11 protein-coding genes are annotated in these 14,826 nt (G+C 73.1%); 4 read left to right on the top strand and 7 right to left on the bottom strand.

Features of this window, described 5'->3' with window-relative positions:
• Nucleotides 1-32: 32 nt before the first annotated feature.
• Both ABZ809_RS16045 and rapZ read right to left on the bottom strand, forming a co-directional pair.
• Nucleotides 33-1,121: a 2-phospho-L-lactate transferase CofD family protein gene (locus ABZ809_RS16045; RefSeq protein WP_357563255.1), complete on the bottom strand. Its 1,089-nt coding sequence runs from the start codon at nt 1,119-1,121 to the stop codon at nt 33-35.
• Nucleotides 1,118-2,005 (bottom strand): RNase adapter RapZ, encoded by an 888-nt coding sequence (gene rapZ / locus ABZ809_RS16040; protein ID WP_357563315.1) that lies wholly within the window; start codon nt 2,003-2,005, stop codon nt 1,118-1,120. The genes ABZ809_RS16045 and rapZ overlap by 4 nt, the downstream gene beginning before the upstream one ends.
• A 296-nt stretch (nt 2,006-2,301) precedes the next feature.
• On the opposite strand from rapZ, the gene ABZ809_RS16035 reads away from it, so the two are divergent.
• Together ABZ809_RS16035 and recQ are read left to right on the top strand one after the other, a co-directional pair.
• Nucleotides 2,302-2,646 (top strand): hypothetical protein, encoded by a 345-nt coding sequence (locus ABZ809_RS16035; protein WP_357563254.1) that lies wholly within the window; start codon nt 2,302-2,304, stop codon nt 2,644-2,646.
• Nucleotides 2,647-2,837: 191 nt separating this feature from the next.
• A complete protein-coding gene (gene recQ / locus ABZ809_RS16030; RefSeq protein WP_357563253.1) occupies nt 2,838-4,691 on the top strand; it encodes a DNA helicase RecQ in 1,854 nt (617 codons plus the stop codon).
• Nucleotides 4,692-4,760: 69 nt separating this feature from the next.
• Here recQ and ABZ809_RS16025 read toward each other — a convergent pair whose 3' ends face one another.
• Complete coding sequence (locus ABZ809_RS16025; protein ID WP_357563252.1) at nt 4,761-5,603, bottom strand: NmrA family NAD(P)-binding protein; 843 nt, start codon at nt 5,601-5,603, stop codon at nt 4,761-4,763.
• A gap of 81 nt (nt 5,604-5,684) precedes the next feature.
• Between ABZ809_RS16025 and ABZ809_RS16020 the strand changes: the two genes are divergently transcribed.
• Nucleotides 5,685-6,326: a TetR/AcrR family transcriptional regulator gene (locus ABZ809_RS16020; protein ID WP_357563251.1), complete on the top strand. Its 642-nt coding sequence runs from the start codon at nt 5,685-5,687 to the stop codon at nt 6,324-6,326.
• Nucleotides 6,327-6,362: 36 nt separating this feature from the next.
• On the opposite strand, the gene uvrC is transcribed toward ABZ809_RS16020, so the two are convergent.
• A complete protein-coding gene (gene uvrC / locus ABZ809_RS16015; RefSeq protein WP_357563250.1) occupies nt 6,363-8,354 on the bottom strand; it encodes an excinuclease ABC subunit UvrC in 1,992 nt (663 codons plus the stop codon).
• Between the two features lie 195 nt (nt 8,355-8,549).
• Between uvrC and ABZ809_RS16010 the strand changes: the two genes are divergently transcribed.
• Nucleotides 8,550-9,827 (top strand): MFS transporter, encoded by a 1,278-nt coding sequence (locus ABZ809_RS16010; RefSeq protein WP_357563249.1) that lies wholly within the window; start codon nt 8,550-8,552, stop codon nt 9,825-9,827.
• Nucleotides 9,828-9,872: 45 nt separating this feature from the next.
• On the opposite strand, the gene ABZ809_RS16005 is transcribed toward ABZ809_RS16010, so the two are convergent.
• The 3 genes from ABZ809_RS16005 to rsgA all read right to left on the bottom strand — a co-directional run bounded on the left by ABZ809_RS16005 (nt 9,873) and on the right by rsgA (nt 14,757).
• Nucleotides 9,873-10,355 (bottom strand): Rieske (2Fe-2S) protein, encoded by a 483-nt coding sequence (locus tag ABZ809_RS16005; RefSeq protein WP_357563248.1) that lies wholly within the window; start codon nt 10,353-10,355, stop codon nt 9,873-9,875.
• A 139-nt stretch (nt 10,356-10,494) separates the two neighbouring features.
• Nucleotides 10,495-13,434, bottom strand: a complete 2,940-nt coding sequence (gene uvrA / locus ABZ809_RS16000; RefSeq protein ID WP_357563247.1) for an excinuclease ABC subunit UvrA — start codon at nt 13,432-13,434, stop codon at nt 10,495-10,497.
• A gap of 270 nt (nt 13,435-13,704) precedes the next feature.
• Complete coding sequence (gene rsgA, locus ABZ809_RS15995; protein ID WP_357563246.1) at nt 13,705-14,757, bottom strand: ribosome small subunit-dependent GTPase A; 1,053 nt, start codon at nt 14,755-14,757, stop codon at nt 13,705-13,707.
• Nucleotides 14,758-14,826: the final 69 nt, after the last annotated feature.

Genomic DNA, 14,826 nt, shown 5'->3' with positions numbered 1-14,826 from the left:
TTCCGGCGTGTCGCCGGAGATTACGTACGTGTCTAACGATCGGCGCCCAGGACAGGCACCAGTGCGGCGCCCAGGGCGGCCGGATCATGACGGGGAGTGCCGTCGGTGACCGCGACGGGAGCGAGAACCAGTCGGGCACCCAGCGATTCTGCCGCACGTTCAACCGGTTCGGGGTCACCCGCCGCCTTGGAATCGGCCACCACCCGGTCGACCCTCAGCTCCGGCAGGTACCAGCGCAACGCGGCCAGATGGTCGGCCTGGGAGAGCCCGGAGGTCTCCTTCTCCGCCGCGAGGTTCAGGGTGACCAGCCGCCGGGCGGGGCTGGCCACGATCGCGGTGGCCAACTCCGGCACCAGCAGGTGCGGCAGCACGCTCGTGTACCAACTGCCCGGTCCGAAGATCAGCCAGTCGGCCGCGCCGATCGCGGCCACCGCCTGCGGGCAGGCCGCCGGTGCGGCGGGGGTGAGACACAGCGACTCCACCCGGCCGGTGGTCACCGCGACCTGGTGCTGGCCGGTGATGGTCCGCACCTCGTCCGGCCGGCGCGGGTCGGCGCCGCGCACCCGCGCCTCGATCCCGACCGGCTCGCAGGACATCGGCAGCACCCGGCCGACCGCGCCGAGCATCGCTCCGGCGTGTTCCAGGGCGGCCACCGGATCGCCGAGCAGCTCCATCAGCCCGCAGAGCACCAGGTTGCCGACCGCGTGCCCGGTCAACCCGTCGTGCCCGGTCGCCCCGTCCGGGCGGGCCGCGCCGGCGCCGCCGCGTTCGCGCGATGCCGGTGTGGAAGGGGCCCTTCCTCTACCGGAAACGTTAGGAGGGTGCCCTTCCACACCGCCGGCCGGCGACCCCGGCACCTCCACGAAGCGGTGCTGGAACAGCCCGGCGCTGCGCCGGGTGGCGGGATGGTCGCCGGCCAGCGCGACCAGCGCCTGCCGCAGGTCGCCCGGGGGCAGGCCGCCCCGCTCGGCCCGCAGTCGGCCGCTGGAGCCGCCGTCGTCACCGACGGTCACCACTGCCGTGATGTCCAGATCCAGCTCCGGGGCGCACCGACGCAGGGCGCGCAGCGAGGCGGACAGGCCGTGCCCACCCCCGAAGGCGACCACCCGCGTCGCCGTCACTCGCGCCCCAGGTCACGGTGCTGGGCGTTGGCGGCCAGACCCGAGTGACGCAGCCGCGCGGCCAGCTCCTCGGCGATGGCCACACTGCGGTGCTTGCCGCCGGTGCAGCCGACCGCCACGGTGAGGTAGCGCTTGCCCTCCCGCTCGAACCCGGTTGTGGTGGCGTTGACCAGGTCGGCGTACGACGTGACGAACGCGTCCGCGCCCTCCTGACCCAGCACGTACGAGCTGACCGCCTCCTCCCGGCCGGTGTGCTCACGCAGCTCGGGCACCCAGTACGGATTGGGCAGGAACCGGGCGTCGAGCACGAAGTCGGCGTCCGGCGGCAGGCCGTACTTGAAACCGAAGGAGATCACGGTGATCCGCAGCCGGCGCGCGTCCTCGCCGCCGAACAGCTCCTCGATCCGGCGGCGCAGCTGGTTGACGTTCAGGTGGCTGGTGTCGATGATCACGTCGGCCTTGTCGCGGGCCTCCTCCAGCAGGCCGCGCTCGACCGCGATGCCGTCGGCGAGCCGTCCGTCGCCCTGCAACGGGTGCGACCGCCGGACGCTCTCGAACCGCCGGATCAGCACCTCGTCGTCGGCGTCGACGAAGACGACCCGGGGCGAGAAGCCGCGCTCCTTCAGCTCCCGGATCGCCCCCGCCAGGTCCGTGGAGAAGGCGCGCGAGCGTACGTCGAGCACCATGGCCGTGCGGCGGGCCGCCCCGCCCGCCTTGAACGCCAGCTCGGCCATGTCGAGCATCAGCGCCTGGGGGAGGTTGTCCACCACGTAGAAGCCGACGTTCTCCAGCGCCCGGGCCACCGTGCTGCGGCCGCCGCCGGAGAGACCGGTGACCACCACGAGGGTGGTGTCCGACTCCGCCGGTGTCTGCTCCCCGGTCACCGTCGCGTCCCGATCCTCGGCCGTACGCGCCTCGCTCACCCAACTACCCCCAAGCCGTGGCGCCGCGGCCGACACCCCCGGCCGCGTGGTCAATCTGCGACTCTATCCCGCACCGCCCGTGCGCTGCCGACACGCCCCACGCCGCGCCGCCGCGGTGCTGGCGACCGCCGCGGCAGCCGGTCGGGCCTGCGGCGCGAGGGTCGCGCTCCCGACAGGCGGACGCCTTGATGACGATCAGTGAGTGTTCATACGCTGCACGCAATCGCCGCAGGTGGCGGCCGGTTTCTGGAGGCGGGATGCACGATCTGGCGGAAAAGAACAAATATGTCGGCTTCCTGTTCATGAGGATCAACCCGGAATACTTCGCCCTGGGCCGGGAGGGCATCCACGAGGTCTCCGCCGAGCACGCGCGCGACCTGGGGCGCTTCGCCAAGCAGCTCACCCACGTGGTCTGCACCGGGGTCAACGGCCGCTACGACCAGGTGACCATGGTCGAGGCGGACACGCTGGAGGAGATCAACGCGGCGGCCACGGCGTTCCGGATGGGCAACAAGGCCCGCTACATCGAGATCGTCGACATCGTGGTCGGGATGAAGGCCCCGCCGCGCGCACTGGCGAAGAAGTCCGCCCAGCCCGGCTGAGCGACCCACCGCCGTCTAGGCGCGACGACGAGGGTGAGCGAGATCTTGGTGAGTTTCGGCCCCTCGAAGGGCCGAAACTCACCAAGATCTCCGGCCAGGGCGATCGCGTCCAGGCCGGGGTGACGAAACTTGTTCGCCGCGGCAGGGTCGTGTCCCGCGGGGTTGTCGGGCAGGGTTCGTAGAATCCCCGGATGGCTTCCCCCACCGACCTGCGCTCCTCCGACGCCCTGGAGGTGCTGCGCCGGGTGTTCGGCTACGACGCCTTCCGCGGCTTCCAGCAGGAGGTGATCGACCACGTGGTGGCCGGCGGCGACGCGCTGGTCCTGATGCCCACCGGTGGCGGCAAGTCGCTGTGCTACCAGATCCCGGCGCTGGTCCGCGACGGCGTGGCGGTGGTGGTATCCCCGCTGATCGCGCTGATGCAGGACCAGGTCGACGCGCTCACCGCGGTCGGCGTCCGGGCCGGCTTCCTCAACTCGACCCTGGATCTCGACGCCCGCCGCGCGGTGGAGCGGGCGTTCGTCGGCGGCGAGCTTGACCTGCTCTATCTCGCCCCGGAGGCGCTGGGCACCCGCGGCGTGCAGCAGTTGCTCGACCGGGGCAGGATCGCGCTGTTCGCCATCGACGAGGCGCACTGCGTGTCGCAGTGGGGCCACGACTTCCGCCCCGACTACCTCGCCCTGTCGATGCTGCACGAGCGCTGGCCCGACGTGCCCCGGATCGCGCTCACCGCCACCGCCACCAGCGCGACCCGCGCCGAGATCGCCACCCGGCTGAAGTTGACCGACGCCCGGCACTTCGTGGCCAGCTTCGACCGGCCCAACATCCAGTACCGCATCGTGCCCAAGCGGGAGCCGCGCAAGCAACTGCTGGGCCTGCTGCGCGACGAGCACCCCGGCGACGCCGGCATCGTCTACTGCCTCTCCCGCGCCTCGGTGGAGAAGACAGCCGACTTCCTCACCGCCAACGGCGTCGCCGCGCTGGCCTACCACGCCGGCCTGGACGCGGCCACCCGCGCCCGCAACCAGCAGCGGTTCCTGCGCGAGGACGGGCTGGTGATGGTGGCGACCATCGCCTTCGGCATGGGCATCGACAAGCCCGACGTCCGGTTCGTCGCCCACCTCGACCTGCCGAAGTCGGTCGAGGGCTACTACCAGGAGACCGGCCGCGCCGGGCGCGACGGCCTCCCGTCGACGGCCTGGCTGGCGTACGGGCTCCAGGACGTGGTGCAGCAGCGCAAGATGATCGAGACCTCCGAGGGCGACCTCGCCCACCGGCGTAATCTCGGCGCCCATCTCGACGCGATGCTCGCCCTGTGCGAGACGGTCCGCTGCCGGCGCGGCCAACTGCTCGACTACTTCGGCGAGCAGGCCACCGCCGCCTGCGGCAACTGCGACACCTGCCTCGATCCGCCGGAGTCCTGGGACGGCACCGTCCCGGCGCAGAAGCTGCTCTCCACGGTGTTCCGGCTGGACCGGGAACGCAACCAGCGTTTCGGCGCCGGGCACTGCGTCGACATCCTGCTCGGCCGCGTGACCGACAAGGTCAGCCAGTACGGCCACGACTCGCTGACCGTCTTCGGCATCGGCGGCGAGCTGCGCGAGGCCGAGTGGCGCGGTGTGGTGCGGCAACTGCTCGCCGAGGGGCTGCTGGCCGTCGAGGGCGACTACGGCACGCTGGCCCTGACGGAGGCCAGCGCGGAGGTGCTGGGCCGCCGCCGCACGGTGATGATGCGCCGCGAGCCGGAGAAGGTCGCCTCGTCCCGGTCGGCGAAGCCACGCGGGGCGGCCACCGTCGTCGCCGAGTTGTCCCCGACCGCCGCCGGGGTCTTCGAGCGGCTGCGCGCCTGGCGAGGGGCCACCGCCAAGGAGCAGGGCGTCCCGGCGTACGTGATCTTCCACGACGCCACGCTGCGGCAGATCGCCACCGACGCGCCCACGTCGCTGGCCGAGCTGTCCGGCGTCGGGGGCGTCGGCGAGAACAAGCTCGCGAAGTACGGCGAGCAGATCCTGGCCGTGCTGGCCGAGGGTGCCGATCCGGCCTGACCTCGCCGGCTGCCGGCACGACGCCACCGGCACGCCGCGCCGCCGACCCGGCTCCGTCGGCCCACGGCGTCAGCGGAAGCGGCCGGCGTGCTCGGCCACGAAGTCGGCGAGCGTACGAGCCGGGCGGCCGGTCAGGTCGCGGACGGTCGTCGTCGTGCTCGCCCAACGACCGTCGCCGACGAGGCGCATCAGGTCGGCGAGATCGTCGGCCGCGGCGGCCGGCAACCCGGCCACGCGGAGGCGCTCGGCCATCGCGGGCACGGTCAGGTCGACATACCGCACGGGCCGGTCCAGGGTCCGGGTCAGCGTTTCGGCGATCTCCTCGTGCGTCGGCGCGTCGGGTCCGGTCAGCACCAGCGTCCCGTTCCGCTCGACGGTCCCGGTCAACAGGACGGCGGCCACCGCCGCGATGTCCCTGGCGTCGATGTAGCCCACCCGGCCCGGGCCGTAGGAGCCGTGGAACCGGCCCTGGTCGCCGTCGAACGCGACCTCGGTGAAGAGGTTCTGCATGAAGCCGACCGGCTGGAGGATCGACCAGCCGAGCCCCGAGTCCTTCAGGTGTGCCTCGACCTCGCCGTGCATGCCGAGGCCGAGCAGCCCGCCTCGGGCGGCGTCCCGCACCGACACCTTCACGACGTGCGCGATGCCCACCTCGGCGGCGAGGTCGATGAGCGCCCGCTGCTGCGCCACGAAATCCGGCCCGAGCGCGCCGTTCAGCAGCAGTCGCGCCCCCGGGACGAGGGCCCGCCGGATCGATTCGGGCTCGCCGAAGTCGCCGAGGACGTAGTCGCCGCCCAGTTCCGCACCGTGCCGATGCTGCCGCACGACCGCCCGGCGGGGCGCGCCCGACCGGTCGAGTTGCTCGATCAGCGACCGACCGATCTGTCCGGACGCCCCGGTCACCACGATCACGAGATCCCCCTAAGCGGAATACAGCCTTCCGGTTACGCGGGATACGGTAACCGGAACAAGGCGTTCCGGATAGGGGTCAGGATGAAGATCGGCGACGCGGGACCCGAGCCGCTGCGGGCGGACGCCTCCCGCAACCTCGGCAAGATCCTCGCCGCCGCCCGGGCGATGGTGGCCGAACAGGGGCTCGCCGCCCCGATGGACCTGATCGCCCGCCGGGCCGGCGTCGGCATCGGCACGCTCTACCGCCGGTTCCCCACCCGTGAGGCACTCATCGCCGCTGTCGCCGAGGAGTACGTCACGGATCTCGTGGCCGTCACCCGCCAGCTCGGCGAGAGCGGCCGGGACGCGCGGACGGCGCTGCGCGGGCTGGTCGACTGGTGTGCGGACCCGGGCCGCGGCGCCCTCGCCGCCGCGCTGGCCGACCTGCCCACGGAGAGTTTCCACGCCAGCCCGTCGTTCGCCCGGGCCCGGCACGAGTGGCTCGAACTCCTCGACGACCTCGTCCGTCGCGGGCAGCGGGACGGGCTGGTCCGGCAGGACGTCGGCACCGGCGACGTCGTCCTGCTGCTGAACGTCTTCGCCTGCCACCCCGACCGGCTGCCGGGACCTGTCGCCACGCAGCCCGCGCGCTACCTGCACCTCGTGTTCGACGCGCTCATGACCGGCCCGCCGAACCCGGACGACCTACCGGGCGCGCCCGTCGACCTCGACGCCGTCCGGTAGACCACCCGCGACCCGCCGGCGATCCCCTGGCGCGCGTCAGCCCGCGCCGCCCCGTTCCGCCGGCTCGACGCTTCCGCCGGTCAACCGCGCGAGGATCGCCTCGGCGGTGCGCCGGCCCACGCCGGGCACCTCGGTGATCTCCTCCACCGTGGCCGCGGAGAGCCGCTTGAGTGAGCCGAAGTGCCGCAGCAGCGCCTTGCGGCGCACCTCCCCCAGGCCGGGCACCTTGTCCAGCTCCGACTCGGTCATCCGCTTGGAGCGCCGCTGCCGATGGAAGGTGATGGCGAAGCGGTGCGCCTCGTCGCGCACCCGTTGCAGCAGGTAGAGCCCCTCGGAGGTGCGCGGCAGGATGACCGGGAACTCGTCGTCGGGCAGCCAGACCTCCTCCAACCGCTTGGCCAGGCCGCAGAGCGCCACGTCGTCGATGCCCAGCTCGGCCAGGACCTGGGCCGCCGCCGCGACCTGTGGCGCGCCGCCGTCGACCACCACCAACTGTGGCGGGTACGCGAACCTGCGCGGTCGCCCGGTGGTCGGGTCGACCAGGGCGCCGACCCGGGGCTCGTCGGGCCCGGCCTGCCCGGCCGGGGCGGCGGGGTCGTCGGCCGGCTCGACGCCCACCTCGCCGGTCTCGGCGCGGGCGTCGAGATAACGGGCGAAGCGGCGGCGCAGCACCTCCGACATGGCGGAGAGGTCGTCGGTGGCGCCACGGATGACGAAGCGCCGGTATTCGCTCTTGCGGGGCAGCCCGTCCTCGAAGACGACCATGCTGGCCACCACATCGGTGCCCTGCATCTGGGAGATGTCGAAACACTCGATGCGCAACGGCGAGGTGCGCATGTCGAGCGCCTCGCTGATCTCGTCGAGCGCCTTGCCCCGGGTGGTGAGATCGCCGGCCCGGCGCAGCTTGTGCCGGGCGAGGGCGTCCTTGGCGTTGCGCTCGACCGTCTCCAGCAGGGACCGCTTGTCGCCGCGCTGCGGCACCCGCAGCGTCACCCGGCTGCCCCGGTGGCCGGAGAGCCAGTCGGCCAGCGCGTCGGCGTCGGCGGGCAACTCCGGCACGAGCAGCTCGCGGGGCACGTCGGCCTCGCCCTGCTCGCCGCCGTAGACCTGCGTGCAGAAGTGGTGCACCAGGTCGCCCGTGCTCAACTCCTCGGTCTTCTCCACCACCCAGCCGCGCTGGCCACGGACCCGACCGTCGCGGACGTGGAAGACCTGGACGGCCGCTTCGAGGGGGTCGTCGGCGAACGCGACCACGTCGGCGTCGGTGCCGTCGCCGAGCACGACGGTCTGCTTCTCCATCGCACGGCGCAACGCGGCCACGTCGTCGCGCAGCCGGGCGGCCCGCTCGAACTCCAACTGCTCGCTGGCCTCGGTCATCTCCCGCTCCAGCCGGCGCACCATGGTGTCGGTGCGGCCGGCCATGAAGTCGCAGAAGCCGTCGACGATCTCCCGGTGCCGCTGCGGGGTGACGCTGCCGACGCAGGGAGCCGAGCACTTGTCGATGTAGCCCAGCAGGCAGGGACGGCCGACCTGCCCGGCCCGCTTGAACACCCCGGCCGAGCAGGTGCGCGCCGGGAAGACCCGCAGCAGCAGGTCGAGGGTCTCCCGGATCGCCCAGGCGTGCGAGTAGGGCCCGAAGTAACGCACCCCCTTGCGCTTGGCGCCCCGCATCACCTGCAACCGGGGGAACTCCTCGTCGAGGGTGACCGCGAGGTAGGGGTAGGACTTGTCGTCGCGGTAGCGGACGTTGAAGCGCGGGTCGTACTGCTTGATCCAGGTGTATTCGAGCTGGAGCGCCTCGACCTCGGTGCCGACGGTGACCCAGTCCACCGACTCGGCGGTGGTGACCATCTGCTGGGTGCGCTGGTGCAGGCCCCACAGGTCGGCGAAGTAGGAGTTGAGCCGGCTGCGCAGGTTCTTCGCCTTGCCGACGTAGATCACCCGGCCGGTGCCGTCGCGGAAGCGGTAGACCCCCGGTGACTCCGGAATGGTGCCGGGTGCGGGGCGGTAGGTCGAGGGGTCAGCCACGGCCGCAAGCCTAGTCCGCGCCCCCGACAGCCCCCCGGACCCGCGCCCGCCGCCCCGCCCGCGACGGCGGAGGGTCAGGGCATCGTTCCGTGGGCGAGGGCGGCGGCCCGGGCGCCGGTTATTCCGGTGCCGCCGGGTGGCGCTTCCGGCTAACCTCCGCCCACGGGCCGGCCGACGCGGGGGGAGCACGGTGAGATGGGCACGAACCCCGCCGGACACAGCCGGGGAGGCGCGGTCCTCGTGGCGGCGCTCACCGTCGACTCGATCGGCAACGGGCTGTTCCTGCCGCTGTCCCTGGTGTATTTCCTGCGGCTGACCGACGTGCCCCTGGCGCTGCTCGGGGTGCTGATCAGCGCCGCGACCGTGCTCACCCTCCCGGTGCCGCTGTGGGCGGGGGCACTGGCGGACCGGGTGGGCGCGCTGCCGGTGGTCGTCGCCTCCCAGGTGCTCCAGGCGGCCGGCTACCTCGCGTACGCCTGGGTGCGGGGGCCGGTCGGCGTCTTCGTGGCGGCGGCGCTGGTCGCCGTCGGCGTGCGGTTCTTCTGGTCCGCCGTCTTCACGGCGGTGGCCGACTACGCCGACGGTCGCCCGGGCTCCTGGCCCCGGGACACCTGGTACGCGATCAGCAACGGCGCGCGTACGGCCGGGCTGGCGGTGGGCGGCCTGGCCACCGGGCTGGTGGTGGCGGACGGGCGGGCCGGCACCTACCGCGCGGTGGCCTACGCGGCGGCGGCGTGTTTCGCCCTCGCCGCGGTGCTCATCGCCATATGCGTACGGACCCCGCCGGCGGCCGCCCGCCCGGCCGGCCCGGGGCGCGCGGGGTACGGCGCGCTGGTCCGCGACCGGCCGTTCCTCGCCCTCATCGGCCTGAACACCGTCTTCGCGCTGACCAGCATGATGCTCGGCCTGGCCCTGCCCACGGTGATGCTCACGGACGCGCAGGGCCCCGCCTGGCTGACCTCCGCCATCCTGGCCGGCAACGCGTTCCTCGTGGCCCTGCTGTCCGCGCCCGTCGGGGCCCGCCTGCCACGCCACCGCCGCACCCGCGTGATCGCGCTGGCGGCGGGCCTGTGGACGGCCTGGGGCCTCGCCATGGCCACGGTCGGCCCGGGGAGCCTCGGCATGGTCGTCGCGCTGCTGACCGCGACGACGCTGCTGTTCACCGTCGCGGAGCTGGTGCACGCACCGGCGTCGGCCGCGCTGGCCGCGGCTGTCGCGCCGGCCGCCGCCCGGGGCCGCTACCTGGCGGCGTTCCAGTACTCCTTCGCCATCGCCTCGATGATCGCGCCGGCCTTCTTCGGCACCCTCTACGAGATCGGCACCGCCGCTCCCTGGCTGGTCCTGGCGCTGCTCAACGCCGCCGGCACCGGCGGCATCCTGCTGCTGGAGCGGATCCTGCCGCCGGCCGCCCTGCGGGAAACCCCGGCGGCGGCGCCACGGCCGGCGGCCGACGCGTCCGTCCCGGCGACCTGAGCGCGGCCGGCGGCCCGGGTGGGCCGCCGGCCGGCACGGGACCGGTCAGGCCAGCGAGATCTGGTCTCCCGTGACCTTGATGTTCTTCGGCGCGAGGGGCTTGGTGGCGGGGCCGCCCTTCACCGAGCCGTCCTCGATCGAGAACTTGCTGAAGTGGCAGGTGCAGTTGATGGTGCCGCCGTCGACGTTCGACACCGGGCAGCCCTGGTGGGTGCAGATCGGGTCGAACGCCTTGAACTCGCCCGCGGTCGGCTGGGTGATCACCACGCCCTGCGCGGCGAACACGGCGCCGCCGCCGACCGGGATGTCGGTGGTGCGGGCCAGCGACTGCGCGCCCTGTCGGTCGCCGCCGCCCGCGTCGCCGGTGCTGGGGACCGCCGGGCCGGCGCTGGTCGGGGGCGCCCCGTCGCCGGAGTCGTCGCTGCCGCAGGCGGACAGGACCACCGCGGCACCGACGGCGCCCGCGCCCGTGAGGAAGACGCGCCGCGTCCCCGTCGCCGGGCCGGTCAGCTCCTGATCGTCACTCATGCCTCGCCTCTCTGTCGGCTGCCGCCGCCTGGTGATGATCCGCGGCCGCACTCGTCTACCCGGATCACTGTGCCCGACAATTCACCTGATCGGCGACCTCGGGTGCCCCCGGCCCGGCCCGTGGGCACCGGCACGGGCGTCAGCGGGCTCCGGCCGGGACCTTGCGCGAGCGGGACTTCGCCCCGTTGGCCTTGGCCGCCCGGGAGGTGGCCGCCGCCGCGCCCCTGGCCTCGCCGTCGAGCCTGAGCACCTGCCGCAGGAACTGCCCGGTGTGGCTCTCGGCGACCTCGGCGACCTCCTCGGGGGTGCCGGTGGCGAGCACCGTGCCGCCCCGGTGACCGCCCTCCGGGCCCATGTCGATCAGCCAGTCGGCCGACTTGATCACATCGAGGTTGTGCTCGATGGTGATCACCGTGTTGCCCTTGTCGACCAGGCCCTCCAGCACCATCAGCAGCTTGCGGATGTCCTCGAAGTGCAGGCCGGTGGTCGGCTCGTCGAGGACGTAGACCGTCCGGCCGGTGGAGCGCTTCTGCAACTCCGAGGCGAGCTTGACCCGCTGCGCCTCGCCGCCCGACAGCGTCGGCGCCGGCTGGCCGAGCCGGACGTAGCCGAGGCCGACGTCGACAAGCGTCTTGAGGTGCCGGTGGATCGCCGGGATGGCGGAGAAGAACTCGGCCGCCTCCTCGATCGGCATCTCCAGCACGTCGGAGACGGTCTTGCCCTTGTAGTGCACCTCCAGGGTCTCCCGGTTGTAGCGGGCGCCCTTGCAGACCTCGCACGGGACGTACACGTCGGGCAGGAAGTTCATCTCGATCTTGATCGTGCCGTCGCCGGAGCACGCCTCGCAGCGACCGCCCTTGACGTTGAACGAGAACCGGCCGGGGCCGTACCCCCGGACCTTGGCCTCGGTGGTCTCGGCGAAGAGCTTGCGGACGTGGTCCCAGACCCCGGTGTAGGTGGCCGGGTTGGACCGCGGCGTGCGGCCGATCGGCGACTGGTCGACGCCGACCACCTTGTCGACGTGCTCCAGGCCGGAGACCCGGGTGTGCCGGCCGGGGACCAGTCGGGCCCCGTTGATCTGGTTGGCCAACACCGTGTAGAGGATGTCGTTGACCAGCGTCGACTTGCCGGAGCCGCTGACGCCGGTGACGGCGATGAGCTGGCCGAGCGGGAACGAGACGGTCAGGTTGCGCAGGTTGTGCTCGCGGGCCCCGTGCACCACCAGCTCCCGGCCGGGGGTCTGCGGACGTCGCCCCTGCGGGGTCGGGATCGACCGGCGGCCCGACAGGTACGCCCCGGTCACCGACTCCGGGTTCTCCAGCAGCGCCGGCACGGACCCGCTGTGCACGATCTTGCCGCCGTGCTCGCCCGCTCCGGGGCCGATGTCGACGATCCAGTCGGCGGTACGGATCGTGTCCTCGTCGTGCTCGACCACGATCAGCGTGTTGCCCAGCCCGCGCAGCCGGACCAGGGTCTCGATGAGCCGGTGGTTGTCCCGCTGGTGCAGGCCGATCGACGGCTCGTCGAGCACGTAGAGCACGCCGACCAGGCCGGAGCCGATCTGGGTGGCCAGCCGGATGCGCTGCGCCTCGCCGCCGGAGAGGGTGCCGGCCGGCCGGTCCAGGGAGAGGTAGTCCAGGCCGACGTCGAGCAGGAACCTCAGCCGGGCGTTGATCTCCTTCAACACGCGCTCGGCGATCATCTTCTGCCGGTCGGTCAGCTCGATGCCGGCGAGCAGGTCGGCGGCCTCGCCGACGGACAGGTTGCAGACCTCGGCGATGCTCTTGCCGGCCAGGGTCACCGCGAGCACCTCGGGCTTGAGCCGGGCGCCGCCGCACGCCGCGCAGGGCACGTCGCGCATGTAGCCCTCGTACTTCTCCCGCGACCACTCCGACTCGGTGTCGTTGTGCCGGCGCTCGATCCACTGGACCACACCCTCGAAGCCGGTGTAGTAGGAGCGCTCGCGGCCGAACTTGTTGCGGTAGCGCACGTGCACCTGGTCGCCGGAGCCGTGCAGGATCGTCTTCTGCGCCCGCGACGGCAGGGCCCGCCAGGGGGTGTCGACGTCGAAGTGCTCGGCCTCGCCGAGGGCCTCCAGCAGACGCAGGAAGTATTCCAGGTTGTGCCCGGTCGACCAGGGCTGGATCGCCCCCTCACGTAGGGTGCGCTCCGGGTCGGGGACGAGCAGCTCGGGGTCGACCTCCTTCTTGGTGCCGATGCCCGTGCACTCGGGGCACGCCCCGTAGGGCGCGTTGAAGGAGAAGACCCGGGGCTCCAGGTCCTCGATGGCGAGCGGGTGGTCGTTGGGGCAGGCCAGGTGCTCGGAGTAGCGCCGCTCACGCTCCGGGTCGCCCTCGGGCAGGTCGACGAAGTCGAGCAGCACCAGGCCGTTGGACAGGCCCAGGGCGGCCTCGACCGAGTCGGTCAGCCGCTGCTTGGCGCTCGGCTTGACGGTGAGCCGGTCGATCACCACCTCGATGGTGTGCTTCTCCTGCTTCTTCAGCTTCGGCGGCTCGGTCAGCGGGTGCACCACGCCGTCGACCCGGGCCCGGGCGTAGCCCTTGGCCTGGAGTTCGGCGAAGAGGTCGACGTACTCGCCCTTGCGTCCGCGCACCACCGGCGCGAGCACCATGAACCGGGTGCCCTCGGTCATCGCGAGGACCCGGTCGACGATCTGCTGCGGGGTCTGCCGGGAGATCCGCTCCCCGCAGACCGGGCAGTGCGGCTCACCGATGCGGGCGAAGAGCAGCCGCAGGTAGTCGTAGACCTCTGTGATGGTGCCCACCGTCGAACGCGGGTTGCGCGAGGTGGACTTCTGGTCGATGGAGACCGCCGGGCTCAGGCCCTCGATGAAGTCGACGTCCGGCTTGTCCATCTGGCCGAGGAACTGGCGCGCGTACGACGACAGCGACTCGACGTAGCGGCGCTGCCCCTCGGCGAAGATCGTGTCGAAGGCCAGGCTCGACTTGCCCGACCCGGAGAGGCCCGTGAAGACGATGAGGGCGTCCCGGGGCAGGTCGAGACTGACGTCACGCAGGTTGTGCTCGCGCGCGCCACGGATGATCAGTCGGTCGGCCACTGTCCGTGTACTCCCGGGTGAAGACGATGAGGAGGAAATGTCCGCTCCATGGCGATCCTGAGCGGTTGTCGAGCGATTCTCTGGAGGCTGTCTGAGTGGTGGTGGGCGCGCAGAAGGGCGCCTCGGCAACTCTAGCCCCGAGGTACGACAGTTTCCCTCGCCGGGATGTTTCCCCAGCTCAGCCCGGTTCGCCACGCACCCGGAACGGGCGGGGCCGGTCGACGACCGGCCCCGCCCGCACTCACCCCGCCCGGGCGTGCCCGCCCGCTGTCAGGGGCGGGCGGCCCGCCGACGGCCGGAACGCCAGCCGCCCCGCCGCTCCGCGGCCAGCCGGGTCTCCCGCCGCCGGCTCTCGTACGCGATCTCCCGCTGCAACCGGCGCCAGCTCTCCCAGCGCCGGGTCGGCAGGTCGCCGCTCTCCAGCGCCTCGCGCACCGCGCAGGCGGGTTCCCCGTCGTGCCCGCAGTCGCCGTACCGGCAGCCGGTGGCCAGCTCGGCGATGTCGGCGAACGCCCGGTCCAGGCCCGCCGCGCCGTCCAGCAGGCCGACCGCCCGCACCCCGGGGGTGTCCAGCACGGCGCCGCCGCCGGGCACCGGGAGCAGCGCCCGCCAGGTGGTGGTGTGCCGGCCCTTGCCGTCGACGCGCCGGATCGCCTGGGTCGGCATCAGCGCCGCCCCGGCGAGCGCGTTGACCAGGCTCGACTTGCCGGCGCCGGACGGGCCGAGCAGGCCGAGCGTGCGGCCGGGCAGCACCTCGGCGCGCAGCGGGTCGAGCCCGGTGCCGCGTTCGGCGCTGACCGCCAGCACCGGCACCCCCGGGGCGATCCCGGCGAGCTGGCGCGCGACGGCCCCGGGGTCGGCCGCCAGGTCGGCCTTGGTGAGCACGACCAGCGGCCGGGCGCCGGACTCGTGCGCCAGGGAGAGCAGCCGCTCGATCCGGCCGACGTCCGGCTCGGGATGCACCGGCTCGACGACCGCGGCGGCGTCGAGGTTGGCGGCCAGCACCTGGCCGCTGGCGTCCTTGCCGGCGGTGCGCCGGACGAGGGCGGTGCGCCGGGGCAGCACCGCCTCCACGGTGACGTTGCGGTCGGGCCAGGTGCCCAGCAGCACCCAGTCCCCCGCGCAGGGCAGGCGGGTCAGGTCCCGGGCGGCGTCGGCCAGGACGGCCCCGCCCAGGGTGGCGCGGACGGGGCCGTCCGCGCAGAGCACGGTGCAGACCCCCCGGTCCACCCGGGCCACCCGGCCCGGGCGGTGGCCGCCGCGTCGTGGTACGTGTGCCGCCCGGTCGGCGTCCCAGCCGAGGGCGGTCAGGTCGATGGTCATGGCATCCTCATCGGTGTCGGAGCGAGTGGCGGACGCGTGCTGCTACCGGCATGGCCACCACCTCCCCCG

Origin of the sequence: Micromonospora sp. NPDC047074, assembly GCF_040643815.1 — a bacterium.
Classification (GTDB): domain Bacteria; phylum Actinomycetota; class Actinomycetes; order Mycobacteriales; family Micromonosporaceae; genus Micromonospora.
Note: the sequence above shows the minus strand (reverse complement) of the source record. Positions and strands in the feature narration are given on the sequence as shown.